We start from the raw sequence: 19,196 nt of genomic DNA, 5'->3' as shown, positions 1-19,196 counted from the left end.
GGAGCGGGAAACGAGACTCGAACTCGCGACCCCGACCTTGGCAAGGTCGTGCTCTACCAACTGAGCTATTCCCGCATACCATTTCTGGATGTTTTCCGTGCCGACGCTATTACAAAAACTTCATCGGTACGGGGAGCGCATTATACGAAAAATTCAGAGACTAGCAAGCCTTTGCGCTCAAAATTTTTATTTTTTTGTTCGTTTGCCGACAAAGTAGTCACAATGGTGATTTTATCAACAAACGTTGTAAAAATTTGATTTCAATACATTAACATTGGTAACTTTTTAAATTTAGATGGGTATACAATAATAATTAACCGCTTACTTAACCCAATCTTCCAACCTTAAGCCATCAACTCCCTCAAACTCTCTGGTATTATTTGTCACCACAATCAAACCTTTACTTCTTGCATGAGCAGCAATATGTAAGTCATTTTCGCCAATTCGTCGGCCTTGTCTTTCAAGAGATGCTCTTATATCTCCATAATGAAAAGCGGCTAAATCATCGTAAGGTAAAACCATTAACCGAGAAATAAAATCACTCACTACCGCAAGGTTTTTAGCGGGATTCATACTTTTCTCCGCTCCAAAAACAAGTTCAGCTAACGTTATACTTGATATCGCTAGCTGGCTTGCATACTGATTAAACTTAGGTAATAAGGATTCTGGACGGCGCTTTATCGTAAAAATAACAATATTTGTATCAAGTAAATATTTAATCATCAAACGATTCTCTTTGTGTTGGAACCTGCTCTGCTCGTGATGATAAGAAATCATCGGTTATTGCAGGTTCAGACAAAAAGAAGCTATCCCATGAATTTTGAACAGGTGTAATTATTCGTTCTTTGCCTTTCGCTCTGACAATGACATCCTTCACATCATCAGGAAAACGTAATTCAGCGGGTAAGCGAACATTTTGGGTACGATTACTCATAAAAACTTTACCATGCTGGATCATATGAGCCTCCTCAACCAATGCAATATAGCATAAGTATATAGCAGTCTTTTTATTGTTGCAATATTGAGCAGTAAAGGCAAATTTTCAATACTTTTTATATTAAACACAAAAAAACCGCCTCAAGGGCGGCATCTTCGCTAATTCAACATCTATTCTTTGATAAATGTTTCTCGATAATAAGCCAGTTCAGCGACTGATTCGCGAATATCATCAAGCGCTTGATGGGTATTTTTCTTCGAAAAACCCGTTAAAATTTCAGGCTTCCAGCGGCGAGCTAGTTCTTTTAACGTACTCACATCTAAATAACGATAATGAAAATAGCTTTCTAATTCAGGCATATAGTTAAATAAGAAGCGTCTATCTTGCCCAACGCTGTTACCACAAATTGGCGATGCACCTTTAGGTACCCACTTTTCGAGGAATTCAATCGTGGCTAGTTCTGCTTCACGTTCGCTTACGGCGCTTTTACGCACACGCTCCACTAAACCGCTGCCTGTATGTGTATTCACATTCCATTCATCCATCAGAGCCAGTTGCTCATCCGTCTGATGTACTGCAATCACAGGGCCTTCTGCTAAAATATTAAGATGGCTATCTGTTACAATGGTCGCAATTTCAATAATGCGATCACGAACGGGATCGAGGCCGGTCATTTCTAAATCGATCCAAATTAAATTATTCTCATTCTTTTGCATGATATACCCTAACTGCATTCTGTGAAGTTAAGGTATGATATCACTCTTCATGCCTTAATGCGTGAGTGATATTCCAACGACAGCCAATAGCGAAGAGAGGACAGGTGGCTAAACAGAAACTTTCGAAAGGCCAACAGCGCCGAGTTCAAGAAAATCATCAAAAAAGACTAAAAAAGCAAAAAACAGTCGAAATTGATGATAGCCAATTAGGTGAAGCACAAGAGGGCTTAGTGATTAGCCGCTTTGGGCAACATGCTGATATTGAAGCGAACGACGGCTCTATTCAACGCTGTAATTTGCGCAGAACCATTTCATCCCTTGTTACAGGGGATAAAGTGGTGTGGCGTCCTGCCTTGAATACACAAGCAGATATCAAGGTTAATGGCATTGTCGAAGCTGTTCATGAACGCCACTCGGTACTTACACGCCCTGATTACTACGATGGTTTAAAACCAATCGCTGCAAATATCGACCAAATTGTCGTCGTTTCCGCGATTTTGCCAGAACTTTCGCTTAATATTATCGACCGTTATCTTGTCGCCTGCGAAACAATCGGTATTCAACCCATTATCGTCCTTAACAAAGTTGACCTACTCGATGACGAAAACCGTGAGTGGGTGAGCGATTTAATGACCATTTACAGTGAAATTGGCTACCAAGTGTTAGAAGTTTCCAGCCATACTAATGAAGGAATGGAAGCACTTACTAACGCGCTAGCAGGTAAAGTTTCAGTGTTTGTTGGGCAGTCTGGTGTTGGTAAATCCAGTTTGCTCAATGCATTGCTCCCGCATAACGAAGAAGCCATTTTAGTTAACGACGTTTCCGATAACTCAGGTCTGGGGCAACATACCACGACCACAGCCCGCTTATACCACTTCCCACTCGGTGGCGATGTGATTGACTCCCCTGGTGTTCGTGAATTTGGTTTGTGGCATTTAACCACGGAACAAGTGACGAAAGGATTTGTCGAATTTAAAGCTTACCTTGGCGGTTGTAAATTCCGTGACTGTAAACATTTAGATGATCCAGGTTGTCTGTTACGTGAAGCCGTAGAAACAGACAAAATTGCAGCATCGCGCTTTGAAAATTACCATCGCATCCTAGAAAGCATGGAACAAGTGAAGCCGCGCGGCAATTTCACCGGAAAAGAGAAATAAAGTTAGTAAGCACTTACAATTTTATTACTCAATTCTTTGCTCTAATTGACGCTAATTTGCGCTAAATAGTTCAAGCTGTCGCTGGATGATAACCCCATAATGCGACAGTTTGAAATACAACGAATAAACTGTGTACAATAGCGGCCTTTTCGCTAACATACCTTTAAAAATCAGAGGTTAACGTGCTAGACAAATTTAAGATTCGCTTGCAATATATGCTTCCAAAACAATGCCTTACTGAATTTGCGGGCTGGTTTGCAAGTCGGAACGCTGGGTTTATGACGCAATGGGCAATTAAGCTATTTGCTAAAGCCTATAAAGTGAATATGAATGAAGCGCAAAAAAGCGAACTCACTGCGTACGCAACCTTTAATGACTTCTTTATTCGTCTGCTTAAAGAAGACGCTCGCCCAATAGTTGAAAAAGACAACCAACTGGCACAGCCCGCTGATGGCGCAGTAAGCCAATTAGGCGCTATCAATGATGACCAAATTTTCCAAGCTAAAGGCCATAACTATACCGTTGAAGCCTTACTTGCGGGTCAATATCAATTAGCAGAACGTTTTCGTGGTGGCGAGTTTATTACCACTTACCTGTCGCCAAGTGACTATCACCGTGTTCACATACCATGTGATGGCTTGCTGAAAGAGATGATTTATGTTCCGGGTGATTTATTTTCTGTAAATCCATTAACGGCACAAAACGTTCCAAACCTGTTTGCACGCAATGAGCGCTTAATTTGTGTCTTTGAGACTCCTGTAGGTCTTATGGTGCAAATTTTAGTCGGTGCCACCATTGTGGGTAGCATTGAAACGGTATGGAGTGGCTGTGTAAATACCAGTCGTGAAGGCGTTATCAAGCGTTGGGTTTACCCTGAATTAGATTCTGAAGGCGCAGTATTCCTGAAAAAAGGTGAAGAAATGGGGCTGTTTAAATTAGGCTCCACAGTGATTAACTTGTTTGAACCAAATAAAGTCACCTTTAACTCATCACTGATCCCAGGTTATGCAACACGTATGGGGGAACTGCTTGCCGAGACGGTTTCCGTTGAGACTCACAACGAATCTGTCGGCGTTTAATTTACGGTTATGTCTTTGAAGGAGCTCCTCACTGTGCGTTTGATTATCAGTTTTGTACTTAGCTTGTTAATCGCTTTTTCTTCTGTTGCGGCGCCCACAGCATCGCAGGATGAAGCACAGATTAAGCAGGAGCTCAAACAGCTCGAATCGAGCACTAACCCGAAAGACGCCGAAATTGCTCAGGCATTACAAGGGGCGCTGAATTGGATGAGCGAAACCCGCGATTCCGATGCCAAGGCCAAGTCTTACCAAGAAGCCATTGATAATTTTCCTAAAATTATCAAAGAAATACGCCAAAAATTACTCAATGAAAGTGATGATCCAAACCCTATTCCTGTTGGGATTAATTTAGGTGAACTTGAGCAGCGTATAATCCAGTTGAGCAGCCAGCTATTGGACCAAAGCCGCTTAACGCAGCAAGAGCAAGATAAAGGCCGTGAAATCAGTGAGTCATTGAGTATATTGCCTCAACAGTTATCTGAAGCAAGGCGCTTACTCACCGAAGCAACGTCCCGTTTTCAATCCCTCAGTGCGCCTTCAACACCATTATCTGATGCCCAATATACCTTGGCTCAAGCCGAAGTAAGTGCTCGCAAGTCTACGGTAAATGAACTGGAAATGGCGCAGCTTTCTGCCAATAACCGCCAAGAAATATCACGCCTAACCTTAGAGTTGTATAAAAAGCGCTATCAACGCATGGAGCTTGAACTGCAAAACCTGCGTGATTTCCAAAACACTCAGCGCCAACAAAAAGCGATTTTGGCACTTGAGCACACGGAAATGTTGGCGGCACAAGGGGAGCTAACCCCCTTCTTAACCGAAGAATTAGATATTAACCGCAAAATGTCTCAAGAGCTGACTCAGCAAGCTCAGCGCATGAGTGCGATTAATACTAGTCAAACCGAAATGTCCACCAGCATTCGCGATGCTCGCCAAGCACTGACCACGATCCGCGAACAAGCTCAGTGGATTAGCAGCTCAAGCACGCTTGGGGAAGCCTTAAGAACGCAATTATCGCGCTTACCAGATATTCCCAAAAGCCAGCAGCTTGACCGCGAAATGGCAGATTTACGTGTTCAGCGTTTAAATTATGAAGATGCTCTTGATAGATTAGGTAAAATTGATACCACCGAGCAAGAAGCAGAGCACGCGCTTAACCCCGCGCAAGTTCAAGTCTATCAATCGCTGATCAAAACGCGCCGAGAACTGTTAACGTCGTTGATTTCAGGCCTTGATGCTGAGATGTTGGAGCTCACGAAACTCAACGTGGCGACGGGGCAATTAACAGATGCACTCAAAGAAGTTAAAGATGCATCAAACCGTTATCTATTTTGGGTGGCAGATGTGCCCCCTATCAGTATCAATTACCCTGTTTTATTAGTCACGGATATTACGCAATTACTCTCTTTGGACACCCTCTCCCAAGTGGCGGGTGCGCTGAATGTGATGCTGACCACGCAAGATACCTTTTTGTATCTGTTGGGCTCCATCATATTGGTTATCTTCAGCGTGAGCACACGCAAGCATTATCAAGCATTCTTAGATCGCTCCAGCTTGCGGATTGGTAAAGTCACCCAAGACCGTTTTTATCTTACTGTTCGAACCATTTTCTGGTCAATTATCGTTGCCTTACCATTACCGATGATGTGGTCTGCGATTGGTTATGGGCTGCAAAGTGCATGGCAATATCCAATGGCAGCCGCGATTGGGTACGGGGTTAGTGCGACGACACCGTTACTGTGGCTGTTTATGATCAGTGAGACGTTCTCTCGCCCAACAGGTTTATTTATTGCCCATTTTGGCTGGGATAAAGACGCCGTAAAACGAGCGATGCGTTATTACCGCATGGCGATATTTGTTATCGTCCCATTGGTCATGTCAATTATTACTTTCGAACACTATAGCGACCGTGAATTCGCGGCTAGCGTGGGTCGTTTCTGCTTTATTCTCCTCTGTGTGGCTCTAAGCTTAATTACCAATAACTTACGCCGCTCTCAAATTCCACTTTATTTGGATAGACACAGTTCGGGGGATAATGTTGTTAATAAAGGCCTGTGGTGGATGATCCTGCTTGCCCCAATTGTGGCGGCATTCTTCTCAATCCTCGGCTATTTCTCAACATCACAAGCATTACTTGCCCGCTTAGAAACCTCTGTCGCGATTTGGTTTGTGATTTTAATTGTCTATCACACCATTCGCCGTTGGATGTCAATGCAGCGCCGTAAATTAGCCTTTGAACGGGCAAAACAGCGCCGTGCTGAAATTCTTGCACAACGGGCAAAAGGTGAAGACGATAACGCGCAATCAAGCGGCAGTAGCGAAGGGAATATTGATATCGAGGAACAAGTTATCGACCTCGACACCATCAGTACCCAATCCGTTGGCTTAGTGCGCTCGATTTTAACTATGATAGCCTTAGTTTCCTTGATTTGGCTGTGGTCTGAATTGCATACAGCGTTTTCTTTCCTTGAAAACATTCGCCTCTGGGATGTGACATCCACCATCAATGGTGTGGACACCGTACAGCCAATTACGATGGGCTCCATTTTTATTGCGATCTTAACCATTATTGTCACTGCACAGTTGGTTCGAAACCTGCCCGCGCTGCTTGAATTAGCCGTATTGCAGCATTTAGACTTAACCCCGGGCACAGGCTACGCTATCAGTACACTGACGAAATACACCATTACGATTATTGGTACCATTGTTGGTTTCTCAATGTTGGGTATCGAGTGGTCGAAACTGCAATGGCTGGTTGCTGCAATGGGGGTTGGGCTTGGTTTCGGTTTACAAGAGATCTTCGCCAATATTATTTCCGGTTTGATGATCCTGTTCGAAAAACCTATACGTATCGGCGATACCGTCACTATTCGTAACTTAACGGGCAGTATCACGAAGATCAACACGCGTGCAACGACCTTAACTGACTGGGATAGAAAAGAAATTATTGTACCAAATAAGGCCTTTATCACTGAGCAATTTATTAACTGGTCGCTCTCTGACACTGTTACTCGTATTGTAATGACGATCCCTGCCCCCTCTGATGCGAACAGTGAGCTTGTTACCAATACGATTTTACGAGCCGCAAAACGCTCCACAATGATCTTAGATAATCCAGCTCCTGAAGTTTATCTGGTTGATTTACAACAAGGTATTCAAATATTTGAATTACGGGTGTATGCGGCAGAAATGGGTCACCGTTTGCCGGCTCGCCATGAGATTCACCAAAACATCTTGGCGTCCTTCGCAGAACAAGGTATCACTCTGCCATTCCCACCATTCCAAGCGAGAGTGGATGTGCGCGATAACTCGCTGCAAAGTGCGACGAACAATCTTTCTGCGCGAAATCCTTCACGTAAATCGGGTGAGCTGTAGGCTGTATCATGGCACAGCGTTTAAGCGATAAAGACGAAGAGATTCTATTGCGAGTCACCCAACTCGAACGAGTTGGGTCGATTTTATTCTTTTTGATCCCATTAATTATCTTACTCATCGTTGGGAAAGCATTTGCCTTCAATACGCTCTATCTCTGGCAAGCCTATTGTCTGGTGTATATAGGGGTATTTCGAATCATTGCCGCCAAGCTTTCATCTAAGCCATTGCAATTAGAGATCCGACGAGGATGGGGGTATAACCGTTTTTATCGGCTGAGCTGGTGCTACCTTGTACTGTCAATCATCGTGATGGCGGGAGCCCAGCTGTTCTCCCGCTAGAGCACTATAATTTAGCTATCTTTGTGCCCGTAGGATTTGATATACCCTTCCGCCAGCTTTTGCGCTTGCTCCATTTCAGTTGGGTCTAATTGGGCCGCGATTTTCTCTTGTAGGCGATGGCTTTCCGCATTACCACTATACACAGCAGTTGATAGCCACGCATAGGCTTGTAATAAGTTTTTCTTCACACCACGCCCTTCAGAATACATCACTCCGAGGCGGTCTTGGGATTTAGCATCTTGCTGTTTTGCCGCTTTACGGAACCAAAACACGGCTTTTTCATCATCTAAATCAACACCACTGCCAATTGAATACATTTGGCCAATATGGAATTGAGCGATAACATTTCCACCTTGTGCCGCCTTTCTAAACCAAAATGCGGCTTTTTCTAAATTCTGAGTCACGCCAAGGCCTTGCGCATACATCATTGCCATATTAGTTTCTGCACGAGTATCGCCGTTGTCTGCCGCTTGTTCATACCACAGCATCGCTTTGTCATAGTCTCGGCGAACACCAAAACCATTCACAAACATGGTACCTAGCCGAAACTGGGCATCAGAATTGCCTTGGTTTCCTGCCTTAATAAACCACTCGGCAGCAATTTTAGAGTCTTGGGAAACACCTTGGCCTTTAAAATAACGTTCACCCAGTTGAAATTGAGCGGTTGGGTCACCTTTTTGCGCTAACTGTGTGATTTGCTCCAGGGTCGGCTGTTGCGTTGATGAAGCCGCTGTCGGTGCGACGACAGGTTTAGCGGTTAAGATAGAACTAAAGCAAACTGAACCCAACAACAGTGCTAACGCAACTTTTTTCATCCTAAGAAACCCTCAACAGTGCAATCTGCTAACTGTGAACACAGCGCTATCCATTAATATCGACTCGAACACCTATTCCCCTAGTGTAAATTCAGTTTAAGTGAGAAAAAATAGGAAAATTGACCTAAATTTCATAAAAAGCACATTTCGTTGCATTACACGTCAGTCATCCACATTTTCAACCCAGCGATAAAAAAAAGCCAGACAAACATTGAGTCTATCTGGCTTATTTATCTTATAAAACCGATTGTTACTTATTCAGGTATTGGTGCCTTAAATAACGCGCAACGGCATCATCCGCATTTGAACCAATAACTTCCATTTTCGGTAAAGCATCTTTAAGCAACTGGTGGGCATTTTGCATAATGCAGCCTTTTCCTGCTACAGTTAGCATCTCTTTGTCATTCATGCCATCACCAAACGCAATACTGTCATTGGCCATCAAACCATGTAACGCAGCCACTTGTTTAAGGGCTTCTCCCTTAGAAACCGCCCCCGCCATCACTTCTAAGCAACTACGTAGTGAAAAAGTGACATTCACCCGGTCTTGCCAACGATTTTGGATGCGTTGCTGTAAATCCACCAGCAGGTCGTGATCCTCACTGGTGAAATAGACTTTGCACACTTCCGATGTCACGAAATCATGGCGAGCAAATAGTTGATAATTAAAGACCGACTCTTTAAAAAACTCTTTTTGCTCAGGGCTTTCACGGTTAATAAACCAATCATCACCATGATAGTAATTCGTGATAAGTTCCGGATTATCAAACTCCATCAAGCAAAGCTCATGGGCAATTTCAGGATCCACATTATGTTCAAAAATTAAATCCCCTTGGGTATTATGGATCCTTGCCCCATTAGAGGTAATCATATAGGCATCAATACCTAACCCATCACGGATTTGTGCAACATCCACATGATGGCGACCCGTTGCAAACACGAAACGTACATCTTGTGTTGCCACGAGTTGTTTTAAAGTGTCTTTGGTATAAGACGTTAAATCATGGTTGGGCGATAATAATGTCCCATCCAAATCGGAAGCCACTAACGGATATTTCATATTCGAACCCTAACTAATACTGGTCAAAAAAATCACAGATAGCATTGAGCGCCATTGCTCTTAACGCATCCACTTCAAATAGGATTTCGTGGTGAGCCCCTTCGATGATGAGGGGTAATTTTTCTTCTCGTCCTATTTGCGCTTTTTGCCGACTTTGACAAAAAGCTTGTAGCTCTTTATTGCTGACCACTTTTTCTTCACTTGCTTCTAACACCATCAGTGGTACATCAATTTCTCCCGCTTTCGCAATCAGCTCATCACCAATCGCAAAACTTTCGCGTAACCAGTGGTAGGTTGGGCCACCGAGTCGCAATTCTGGGTAATCCGCATAGTAACGCAGATAGCGCCGATAACGCTCTGAACTATGGGTTAATACGTTGATTAAATACGGTAAAGGCTGCCACTTGCCCGTTGATGCTGCATAATCATTACGCACGCTTTCACGTGATTCTGCTCTATCGACGATAAAGCTCGCCATCCAACGTGGCATCGGCAAATTAATGCCAATCATTGGTGCACACAATGTTGCTGCATCAAAGGTCACATTATCACGCAGTAGATAACCCGCTAAAATCGCACTCCCCATTGAGTGGGCTAGTGCATAACATTTAGGATAGTGACGATACTTAACTTCTAATTCAATAAACTGTTCAAAATCATCAATATAGTCAGTGAATTTTTCGACATGGCCTTTTTGGGGATCCGCTAACATGCGCCCCGATCGCCCTTGCCCGCGATGATCAAGAATAAAAACATCATAGCCTAAATGATAAAAATCATACGCCACTTCAGGGTATTTCACGTAACTTTCACTGCGACCCGGCGAAATGACTATGGCTTTATGATGCTTTGGATGAATAAAACGAACATAGTGAATAGTGATATCATCAACGCCCTGAAAACTCAGCTCTTCACGGCGCTGCCAAAAGTCTAAAAGTGGGCCATTGGCAAAAGCTGAAAACTGTGTTTCCCGAGTTAACCAGCGCTTTTTTAGGCTTTCAGGCATCATCCTACTGTTCCTTATTTATTCATTCATAACCTTCAAGGTGGTCTCGGATGAGAGTCATAAATGACTCGCCAAAACGCTCAAGTTTGCGCTCACCAACGCCATTGATTAACAGTAATTCGGCGGATGTTGTCGGGACATGCTCTGCCATTTCAATTAATGTGGCGTCATTAAACACCACAAATGGTGGGATATTGTCCTCATCCGCTATCGATTTACGTAATTTCCGCAGTTTGGCAAACAGCTTCTTATCATAATTGCCATGGTAAACTTTGTTTTGTTGATTACGGCTTTTTGTAACTAAAACACGCGGCACAGCAAGCTGTAACGCAGATTCCCCGCGTAAAATAGGCCTTGCCGCTTCAGTTAGTTGTAGCGCGGAAAAATGAGTAATATTTTGGGTGATCATCCCTAAGTGGATCAATTGACGGATCACACTTATCCAATGTTCATTACTTTGATCTTTACCAATGCCGTAAACCGGTAATTTATCATGGCCTAAATCACGAATGCGTTGGTTATTCGCCCCGCGCAGTACTTCAACAATATAGCCGATACCAAAGCGCTGACCAACACGATAAATACAAGAAAGCGCTTTTTGAGCATCAATTAACCCATCGTATTGTTTCGGTGGATCTAAACAGATGTCGCAATTCCCGCAAGGCTGCTGGCGATTTTCGCCAAAATAATTGAGCAACACCAAGCGACGACAAGTTTGTGCTTCCGCAAAGGCAGCAATGGCATTAAGTTTATGCCGCTCAATATCCTGCTGCATGCCTGCGGGTTTTTCTTCAAGGCAACGACGCAACCACGCCATATCCGCCGGGTCATAAAATAAAACCGCTTCAGCTTCAACACCATCACGCCCTGCTCGCCCTGTTTCTTGGTAATAGGCTTCGATATTACGAGGGATATCAAAGTGCGCCACGAAACGAACGTTTGATTTGTTGATCCCCATACCAAACGCCACAGTCGCGACCACAATTTGCAAGTTATCTTTCAAGAAAGCATCTTGCACCCACTCACGCTGTTGGCTATCGAGCCCTGCATGGTATGCCGCGACACTCAAACCCCGCTTTTGTAAGCGTTCAGCGGTCTCTTCTACTTTGCTGCGACTATTGCAATACACAATGCCTGCTTTGCCTTTTTGGCCTTTAATAAAAAACCAAAGTTGGTCCAATGGCTTATATTTTTCGACGAGTGTGTAACGGATATTAGGTCTATCAAAGCTACTGATATGAACGAGCGGTTCGTGGAGTTCCAATAAACGAATAATATCGGTTCGAGTTGTTTCATCGGCTGTCGCTGTTAGCGCCATAACAGGCACGTTAGGCAACGCTTGGCGCAACTGCCCTAATGCGCGATATTCAGGCCGAAAATCATGCCCCCATTGGGAAATACAGTGGGCTTCATCCACCGCTAATAACGTGATGTCCCAGCTGGAGAGCTGATTGAGAAAATACTCCGTTAATAGCCGCTCAGGAGCAACATACAGCAATTTAATCTCACCATTGCTACATAACTCCATAATTTGGCGCTGCTCTAACGGCGTTTGTGATGAGTTTAAACACGCCGCGTTCACACCATGCAAACGCAATTGGTCAACTTGGTCTTTCATCAAAGAAATGAGCGGAGAAACCACCAACGTCACACCTTGCTTCACCAATGCAGGCACTTGGTAGCACAAGGATTTTCCGCCGCCTGTTGGCATTAATACTAAACAGTCTCGGTTATCTAAAATAGCCCCGATAACCGCATCTTGGCCGGGACGGAATGACTGATAACCAAACGTGCTATTCAGTACGTTTTCAGCCAGTGAAAGTTGGTTAATGACACAAGCAGTGGACACAAACTTCCTCAATCTCTAAAACAAGTCGCTGCCCATTTGAGCAGCGAAGTTGTTGATTTATGACACGGCGATTTAGCCTTGTCAGATAATATCGGGGCGATGGGGTCTAAACTACATCATATCGTTTAGCATAACACCAATACCAAAACGTGTTTGGCGATAATTGTAGTCTATCATTGACTCGCCATAACCGCTAAACAACTGGGTATAAAATCGCACATGTTGGCTAATTGGATAACTCCAACCTAACTCTGCACCACCATAACCCGTATTCCAATTATAGCGACCCGTGGTGGTAAAGACACTGTCCCCCAGTGCATAACCAACTTTTACGCGATAATACCCCATGTATTTTGTGATATCCGAGTTATCATCGCTGCCTTCGCTTTCATGAATGCGATACCACGGTTTGAGGTCAACCTGCCAATTGCCATTTTGCGCCATGGCCCGTGCATAAATACGGTTCCAACTGCGGGATGTTGGGTCAGAGCGGCCATTGGATTCATGGTTAAACCCTGTTTCAAACTCACGTAAAGTCCAACCTGCAAATTGATAATCCGTTAGCCAGCCAACAAAGACCTGAGGTTCGTAATTGGTTTCCCGAAAAGGAGAGGATTCTTTTTTATTGCTAAGCTGCCACCAAGAGCGCTGGGTATACGAAACCGCTAAAATAGAATCATCTCCTGCGATACCCGCCCAAAGTGGAAATGCCAAGCTTAATTGAAATTTAACTTCATCCTTTAACGCATCGTCACCCCAGTTATAACTGGAAATCGCGTTTTTATTCATTGAGGAGGTATAGGTATAAATAATGTAATTAGATTCGTATGGATACAAAACAAACGGATTATCGTAATTTTGCAATAAGCCAGAAATAATACTGCCACGAATTGGCGTGTTATCTTTTATATTCTGTTCGGTTTGAACATCCGTATTTTCAGTGGCAAACAGTGAAGCAGACCAAAAGCAGAGCACTGCACTTATCAACATCGGTAAAGCGCGCATTAGCCATTCCTATTTTCATCATCATAAAAATAAAGTTTGTCCTATTTTACACACAAAACGCGACCACTGTTGAAAGATTATTCATACGTTTGTTAGAGACATATTTAACACATAATGTTAACTTTTTATTTACATATTATTTAAGGGATGAAACCGATGAATGACCGCACTTATACTTTAGAAGAAGCCAGTGAGTTAATGAACCACGCATTTATCTATAAAATGCCGTTTAATCAGCTACTCGGCATTAAACTGGCACATATTAATGACGATTTTGTTCAACTCACCATTGAAAATCGCCAAGAATTAATCGGCAATTTTACACAAAATATCCTACATGGTGGCGTGATTGCTTCTATTTTGGATGTTGCCGGTGGCATGGTGTGTATTAATCGTATTTTACAGCGTATTAACCCCCTCACTCATACTGAAATTGTCGATAAAATGTCACGAATGGGCACCATTGATTTACGTGTCGATTATTTACGGCCAGGTCGTGGAGAGCTATTTACAGCGAGTGCAAGCTTACTGCGAGATGGTAATAAGATTGCCGTCACACGTTGTGAACTACATAATGAAAATAATCAACATATTGCAACAGCAACAGCGACTTATCTTGTAGGATAAACCATTCTTGTAAATAATTAGTTACCTAGTAAACTAATAGCTTGTAAAAAAACATGAGCAATGTCACATTAGAAGCATCAAAAATCGAGCCGCATGATCTGCATAATCTACGGCTCGTTATCTCTGTATAAGTTTCTTTTTTGTCTTTAATTCAATTTCAGAGCCAACAATGAGCCAGCAAAATACTACCAAGGGCGTATTATGTGCCTTAGGCGCCTATTTTATTTGGGGTGTCGCACCTATTTATTTTAAAAGCATCCAAGAAGTGCCTGCAGAAGAAATCCTGACTCATCGTATTATTTGGTCATTTTTCTTTATGCTTTTGTTATTAACGGTGACACGTCACTGGAGTTATTTACGCCAAGTACTCAAACAGCCCAAGAAGATATTAATCCTTGGCGTAACCGCAAGTACTATTGCTTGTAACTGGTTAATTTATATTTGGTCGGTTAATAATGGCCATATGCTACAAGCCAGCCTCGGCTATTTTATCAACCCGCTCGTTAACGTCTTATTTGGGATGCTCTTTCTACAAGAACGTTTTCGCCGCATGCAATGGATAGCCGTGGGTCTTGCTTTAACTGGCGTCTTAATCCAGCTGTGGCAATTCGGTTCTGTCCCTGTGATTGGCTTAAGTCTTGCAGTGACTTTCGCGACGTACGGGTTATTACGTAAAAAACTGGGCGTAGATGCCCAAATTGGAATGACCTTTGAAACACTTTGGTTGCTCCCGGTCGGCATTATTTTCTTGTTATTCTTTGCAGATAGTCCAACTAGCAACATGGCAATGAATGATTGGCATCTCAACGCCCTGTTGATTGCTGCTGGGGTCATTACGACTGTGCCATTACTGCTATTTACAGAAGCGGCTAACCATTTAAGACTATCCACACTCGGTTTCTTCCAATACATGGGGCCAAGTATTATGTTCTTATTGGCAGTCTTTATGTATGGTGAAGTCATAACTTCTGAACTGCTAATCACCTTTGGGTTTATCTGGGTTGCATTAATTTTATTTACATTAGATGCATTATACACTCAACAAAAACTGAGAAAGAAATAACGCTTATTATATTCTTGTGTCTCAAATAGCCGTTAATTAGCCCTAAATTCAAGCACCAGCGCCTGTTTTATATTTCAAGCAGCGTTGGTGTTTCATTATATGGAACCAAAACAATTAGTTTCATTAATGAAAAAACTCACTCATTCAATTTTCAATACCCTGTAAGTTTTATTTTAAATAACTTTAAATTAAATAGATTAATTATCATTAAGCATTTTTGTTTGTATTCCATTATTTAAAATAATAAAGCAAAACCAATAGGTTAGAGAGAGCCAATTAAGCTTGATTTTCTTCTAAAAATGACTATCATTTAACTTATCTTAAATTCACTTCAATTAATATCTCATCCACTAAACAACTTATTGAAATAAAAGTAGTTGTTTATTTTTTTCAATTAATGATTGCTTAATAGGAACTTGGTAATTATATTGTACGCCGTTTGTATTCACCCCAGCGGATGGTGATGGTCCGATTCATCACTGACGTTTCATTAAAGTGCGCACGATGACATTCAATTTAAGATGTCCTGGTGCGAGGTTTTCTGAAATTGAATACAGTCGGTTCTAAAATTTAATTTAATACAATCATGTAGCGGTAAGACTCTAAATAATTCGAAAACACAACTAGGCGGCAAGCAAGAGAGTCGCTAGGAGCATACAAAAGTATGTGACTAGTGCGAACGCGCAAAGCCAACAACGTTGTGATTCGAAGTATGACGAGTACGGCTGCATTTTAGGTTCACTCGGCCTGTGCATTCAGACAGAGTTGACGTTGTTAAGGGCTTTTGGGAAGGGCTTCAAAATGCAACAGAATACCGTTCAAATGAAACGCGTACTGACCACTCCTGCGTTAGTTTTTTTCGGGCTGGCCTATATGGTGCCACTCGGAATTTTCACCACCTATGGGCAAGTCACTGTATTAAGTGAAGGGCATCTGCCTGTCGCTTATTTAATTACATTAGCTGCCGTCTTTTTCACTGCCATGAGCTATTGCCGCATGACTAGCGCGCTCCCTCTTTCAGGGTCGGCTTACTCTTACGTGCAAAAAACCTTTGGCGGCACACTGGGCTTTTTAGTGGGTTGGGCACAATTGCTCGACTACCTATTCCTACCGATTATTAACTACATTGCTATTGGGATCTTCGTCCATGAAGCTTTTCCTGATATACCAATGTATGTGATTATTTGCAGCACTATCACGATTGTTAGCATCATGAATATTTTGGGAATTAAATTAGTTTCCTCAATGAATATGCTAATCATTCTGATGCAAATCGTCTTTATTGGCGTATTTTTATACTTAAGCTTTAAAACATCGTTTGTGTTGGATACCGATGCTTTATTAGCGCCGATTACCGTTATGGCAGATCAAGTCCCTGGGCTGTTTGCGGGCGCGGCAGTATTATGCTTAGCATTCTTAGGGTTTGACGCCATTTCGACCATGGCTGAAGAGACCAAAGATGCGCGTAATGCATTACCAAAAGCGATTTTATACACCGTATTTATCGCGGGTACCTTATTTGTCGTTATTTCTTATGGTGCACATTTAGTGTACCCAATGTGGCAAGATTTTATTCCGAACACGGATATAGCTAGCCTTGCGGTTATGAAACAAGTTGGCGGTGCGATGATGGCATCCAGCTTTATTACCGCTTATGTTATTGGTGTGTTTGCTTCAGCCATGACATCACAAGCCAGTATCGTGCGGATTTTCTATGCCATGGGCCGTGAAGGTGTGTTACCTCGTTCGCTGTTTGCTTATTTGCATCCGCGACTGAATACACCGATTTACTCAATTATCTTTGTTGCGGTCGCTTCTTTGCTATCACTGGTGCTGTCTTTAAGCATGGTCGCATCGATGATAAGCTTTGGTGCACTTATCGCCTTCACCTTTGTGAACCTATCGGTCATTAAGCATTTTTATATTGACCGCAAAGCGTCACTAGATAATACAAAAATTATTACTTGCCTTATTATGCCTTCTATTGGTGTTGTTCTCACCTTATGGTTATGGACAAGCCTTGATAGCGAAGCCTTTAAGGTCGGTTTATGGTGGTTAGCAGCAGGCGCCGTTTATTTGGCATTGCTAACCCATGGCTTTACTCGTCGTCCACCTGCAATTTCTGACGATGAAACTGAGATGATTATTAACTAATCATTCAAAGCCTAATAAATGATTACGGGGAAAGCATTAGCCTTCCCCGTTGTTTTTTTTAGCTCTGGCTCTTCTCAAGCGCCACTGATACAGACGGTTTACAATGAATAATCAATTTGCTGACGTTATTTATTTTAACGGTTATATCTATACCGCAGATACTCAAGACCGCATTGTTGATGCGATTGCTGTTCGTGATGGCTATGTCTTAGCCACAGGTACGTCTGATGAACTTCATCAATACGTTGGGCCAGAAACAGAAAGTATCGACTTAGAAGGCAAAATGATGATGCCCGGCATCATTGATGGCCACATGCACCCTTTTTGGGGCGGAATTCAATTATTCGGCTGCCATTTAAACTATGAATCACTGACCATTAATCAAATTCTTGAACGTGTACAAGATCACTTAGATAAAGACCCACGTACAGGTGAAAATGATTGGTTAAAAGTTACTGCTTGGTTGCGCCAAGGTATGATCCCTGCGGGTATTGATATGTACCGCGAAGACATGGACAAGCTGAATACCAAACGCCCTGTAGTGCTCTTTTCGAACGATTGCCACACACTGCTTGCTAATAGCCGTGCTCTTGAGCTCTTCGGTATTACTAAAGACACTCCTGAGCCACCAGATGGTAAAATTGGTAAATATGAAAATGGTGAGCTTAACGGTATTTTAGAAGACGCCCCTGCGATGCGCGCTGCTGACAGCATCCCTTCTATTCGTGATGATCAAGCGATTGAAGTTGCCGAACTCGTGCAAAAAGTGCTTAACCAGCAAGGTGTTACCATGGTGATGGACGCCCGTGTTTCTGAGCAACAACTCGAGGCATTTGCACAATTACAACAACGCGGGGACCTTACAATTCGTTTCCAAGCTGCACGTGAAATCACGCCAGACGAGACCCCAAATGTGGCATCTGTTGCTGCTGCGGTTGATAAAGCAGTCGCCTTTGCTAAAAAATGGCACCAAGCTGATTGGACGCCAACACCGGGTATCGGTTTAAATAATATTAAGATGTTTGTTGATGGTGTGATGCAATTCCCAACCATGACAGCGTCATTATTACAGCCTTATCGCATTAACCAAGGTACCGATGATGCACCAAATTGGGTTGAGACCAACAACTATGGCGACCTCTATTTCACCGCTGAAATCCTAGATGAGCTAATGGAAAAAATTGCAGCGGCAGGCTATGACCCGCACTTGCATACCGTTGGCGAAGGTGCCGTTTCGATTGTTTTAGATGCCATCGAAAAAATGCGTGCGGCTCACCCTGAAAAAGATATTCGCCCAGGTTTAGCCCACAACGAACTTGTTCATGCGGATGATTACGCACGCTTTGCCCGTTTAAAAACTATCGCTTGCTTGTCTTTCCAATGGGCGGCACCAACGCCTGAACTGGCTGCATTCGAGAAAAATATGCTAGGTGAAGCTCGTTTTGAGCAATTAGAGCCTATCGCTAAATTTGTTGATGCTGGTGCAGTTGTCGCATTTGGTAGCGACTGGCCTATCGATGACTTTGATGAATGGTATGATTTAAAAGTCGCAGCAACACGCCGAGGCCGGGATATTAATGGCCAACAAGCACCACGACTAGACAATGACCGTGACCTGACCGTGACTGAAGTTCTTCGCAGCGCAACAATTGACTCCGCTTATGCACAACACCGAGAAGACGTCCTTGGTTCATTAGAAGCAGGTAAATTCGCAGATATGATTGTATTGGATCGTAATGTATTTGAAATCCCAGCGGATGATATTGAAAATGTAAAAGTACTGCGTACGATTATCGGCGGAAAAACAGTTCATATTGCTTAGAAGTCTCTTTATCTAATAATTAAAAATAAAGTGATTAAATAAAATAAACACCCCAAAGATTAAATCGAATCTTGGGGTGTTTTTAATTAGGTGCTTAATTCCAAAACCTAACACAATTAAAAAGAGAAATTACGAGGGAATTAACGCCCTCGTAATACAACATTATTCTTCGTAAGAAAATATTGTCTGAACA

The 19,196-nt window shown here is 42.8% G+C and carries 16 protein-coding genes and 1 tRNA gene; 8 read left to right on the top strand and 9 right to left on the bottom strand.

Annotation, left to right across the window (positions count from 1 at the left end; genetic code table 11):
• Positions 1-2: 2 nt before the first annotated feature.
• The 4 genes from AC4IFO_RS21415 to orn form a co-directional block, all read right to left on the bottom strand.
• Positions 3-75: transfer RNA gene (locus tag AC4IFO_RS21415), tRNA-Gly, on the bottom strand.
• A 246-nt stretch (positions 76-321) separates the two neighbouring features.
• The gene (vapC, locus tag AC4IFO_RS21410) at positions 322-723 is read right to left on the bottom strand and encodes a type II toxin-antitoxin system tRNA(fMet)-specific endonuclease VapC (RefSeq protein WP_490737429.1); all 402 of its coding nucleotides are present in this window, start codon (positions 721-723) and stop codon (positions 322-324) included.
• Positions 716-958, bottom strand: coding sequence for a type II toxin-antitoxin system VapB family antitoxin (vapB, locus tag AC4IFO_RS21405; RefSeq protein WP_225820598.1), 243 nt, complete (start codon positions 956-958; stop codon positions 716-718). Before vapB ends, vapC begins: the two co-directional genes overlap by 8 nt.
• A gap of 149 nt (positions 959-1,107) precedes the next feature.
• Complete coding sequence (orn, locus tag AC4IFO_RS21400) at positions 1,108-1,653, bottom strand: oligoribonuclease (RefSeq protein WP_353244543.1); 546 nt, start codon at positions 1,651-1,653, stop codon at positions 1,108-1,110.
• Between the two features lie 104 nt (positions 1,654-1,757).
• On the opposite strand from orn, the gene rsgA reads away from it, so the two are divergent.
• The 4 genes from rsgA to AC4IFO_RS21380 all read left to right on the top strand — a co-directional run bounded on the left by rsgA (position 1,758) and on the right by AC4IFO_RS21380 (position 7,602).
• Positions 1,758-2,810 (top strand): small ribosomal subunit biogenesis GTPase RsgA, encoded by a 1,053-nt coding sequence (gene rsgA, locus AC4IFO_RS21395; RefSeq protein WP_490737426.1) that lies wholly within the window; start codon positions 1,758-1,760, stop codon positions 2,808-2,810.
• 182 nt (positions 2,811-2,992) lie between these two features.
• Positions 2,993-3,889, top strand: coding sequence for an archaetidylserine decarboxylase (asd, locus tag AC4IFO_RS21390; RefSeq protein WP_490737424.1), 897 nt, complete (start codon positions 2,993-2,995; stop codon positions 3,887-3,889).
• A gap of 33 nt (positions 3,890-3,922) precedes the next feature.
• Positions 3,923-7,264, top strand: a complete 3,342-nt coding sequence (mscM, locus tag AC4IFO_RS21385) for a miniconductance mechanosensitive channel MscM (RefSeq protein WP_490737423.1) — start codon at positions 3,923-3,925, stop codon at positions 7,262-7,264.
• Between the two features lie 8 nt (positions 7,265-7,272).
• Positions 7,273-7,602, top strand: coding sequence for a hypothetical protein (locus tag AC4IFO_RS21380; RefSeq protein WP_490737421.1), 330 nt, complete (start codon positions 7,273-7,275; stop codon positions 7,600-7,602).
• 11 nt (positions 7,603-7,613) lie between these two features.
• On the opposite strand, the gene AC4IFO_RS21375 is transcribed toward AC4IFO_RS21380, so the two are convergent.
• The 5 genes from AC4IFO_RS21375 to pldA all read right to left on the bottom strand — a co-directional run bounded on the left by AC4IFO_RS21375 (position 7,614) and on the right by pldA (position 13,337).
• Positions 7,614-8,417, bottom strand: coding sequence for a tetratricopeptide repeat protein (locus AC4IFO_RS21375; RefSeq protein ID WP_490737419.1), 804 nt, complete (start codon positions 8,415-8,417; stop codon positions 7,614-7,616).
• Positions 8,418-8,667: 250 nt separating this feature from the next.
• Positions 8,668-9,477: a sugar/pyridoxal phosphate phosphatase YigL gene (gene yigL, locus AC4IFO_RS21370; RefSeq protein WP_490737417.1), complete on the bottom strand. Its 810-nt coding sequence runs from the start codon at positions 9,475-9,477 to the stop codon at positions 8,668-8,670.
• A gap of 13 nt (positions 9,478-9,490) precedes the next feature.
• Positions 9,491-10,486, bottom strand: coding sequence for a lysophospholipase L2 (gene pldB, locus AC4IFO_RS21365; protein ID WP_490737415.1), 996 nt, complete (start codon positions 10,484-10,486; stop codon positions 9,491-9,493).
• A gap of 19 nt (positions 10,487-10,505) precedes the next feature.
• The gene (gene recQ, locus AC4IFO_RS21360) at positions 10,506-12,332 is read right to left on the bottom strand and encodes an ATP-dependent DNA helicase RecQ (protein ID WP_490737413.1); all 1,827 of its coding nucleotides are present in this window, start codon (positions 12,330-12,332) and stop codon (positions 10,506-10,508) included.
• 111 nt (positions 12,333-12,443) lie between these two features.
• Positions 12,444-13,337 (bottom strand): phospholipase A, encoded by an 894-nt coding sequence (pldA, locus tag AC4IFO_RS21355; RefSeq protein WP_490737411.1) that lies wholly within the window; start codon positions 13,335-13,337, stop codon positions 12,444-12,446.
• A gap of 156 nt (positions 13,338-13,493) precedes the next feature.
• On the opposite strand from pldA, the gene AC4IFO_RS21350 reads away from it, so the two are divergent.
• The 4 genes from AC4IFO_RS21350 to AC4IFO_RS21335 all read left to right on the top strand — a co-directional run bounded on the left by AC4IFO_RS21350 (position 13,494) and on the right by AC4IFO_RS21335 (position 19,003).
• Complete coding sequence (locus AC4IFO_RS21350; RefSeq protein ID WP_490737409.1) at positions 13,494-13,964, top strand: thioesterase family protein; 471 nt, start codon at positions 13,494-13,496, stop codon at positions 13,962-13,964.
• A gap of 169 nt (positions 13,965-14,133) precedes the next feature.
• A complete protein-coding gene (rarD, locus tag AC4IFO_RS21345) occupies positions 14,134-15,027 on the top strand; it encodes an EamA family transporter RarD (protein ID WP_490737407.1) in 894 nt (297 codons plus the stop codon).
• Between the two features lie 801 nt (positions 15,028-15,828).
• Positions 15,829-17,181 carry an APC family permease gene (locus AC4IFO_RS21340; RefSeq protein WP_206083126.1) on the top strand — a complete coding sequence of 451 codons (1,353 nt, stop codon included), beginning with the start codon at positions 15,829-15,831 and terminating at the stop codon, positions 17,179-17,181.
• Positions 17,182-17,284: 103 nt separating this feature from the next.
• On the top strand, positions 17,285-19,003 hold the full coding sequence (locus tag AC4IFO_RS21335) for an amidohydrolase (RefSeq protein ID WP_490737405.1): 1,719 nt from the start codon (positions 17,285-17,287) through the stop codon (positions 19,001-19,003).
• Positions 19,004-19,196: the final 193 nt, after the last annotated feature.

It is taken from the genome of Providencia sp. UF-224 (genome assembly GCF_058245955.1).
This window is presented reverse-complemented; position numbering and strand designations above follow the sequence as displayed.

What these genes read in the sequence shown, in the direction of transcription:
- vapC (WP_490737429.1), bottom strand. Translation starts at nt 723, where the DNA reads ATGATTAAATATTTACTTGATACAAATATTGTTATTTTTACGATAAAG.
- rarD (WP_490737407.1), top strand. Translation starts at nt 14,134, where the DNA reads ATGAGCCAGCAAAATACTACCAAGGGCGTATTATGTGCCTTAGGCGCC.
- pldA (WP_490737411.1), bottom strand. Translation starts at nt 13,337, where the DNA reads ATGCGCGCTTTACCGATGTTGATAAGTGCAGTGCTCTGCTTTTGGTCT.
- AC4IFO_RS21335 (WP_490737405.1), top strand. Translation starts at nt 17,285, where the DNA reads ATGAATAATCAATTTGCTGACGTTATTTATTTTAACGGTTATATCTAT.
- vapB (WP_225820598.1), bottom strand. Translation starts at nt 958, where the DNA reads ATGATCCAGCATGGTAAAGTTTTTATGAGTAATCGTACCCAAAATGTT.
- AC4IFO_RS21340 (WP_206083126.1), top strand. Translation starts at nt 15,829, where the DNA reads ATGCAACAGAATACCGTTCAAATGAAACGCGTACTGACCACTCCTGCG.
- orn (WP_353244543.1), bottom strand. Translation starts at nt 1,653, where the DNA reads ATGCAAAAGAATGAGAATAATTTAATTTGGATCGATTTAGAAATGACC.
- AC4IFO_RS21375 (WP_490737419.1), bottom strand. Translation starts at nt 8,417, where the DNA reads ATGAAAAAAGTTGCGTTAGCACTGTTGTTGGGTTCAGTTTGCTTTAGT.
- AC4IFO_RS21350 (WP_490737409.1), top strand. Translation starts at nt 13,494, where the DNA reads ATGAATGACCGCACTTATACTTTAGAAGAAGCCAGTGAGTTAATGAAC.
- pldB (WP_490737415.1), bottom strand. Translation starts at nt 10,486, where the DNA reads ATGATGCCTGAAAGCCTAAAAAAGCGCTGGTTAACTCGGGAAACACAG.
- AC4IFO_RS21380 (WP_490737421.1), top strand. Translation starts at nt 7,273, where the DNA reads ATGGCACAGCGTTTAAGCGATAAAGACGAAGAGATTCTATTGCGAGTC.
- yigL (WP_490737417.1), bottom strand. Translation starts at nt 9,477, where the DNA reads ATGAAATATCCGTTAGTGGCTTCCGATTTGGATGGGACATTATTATCG.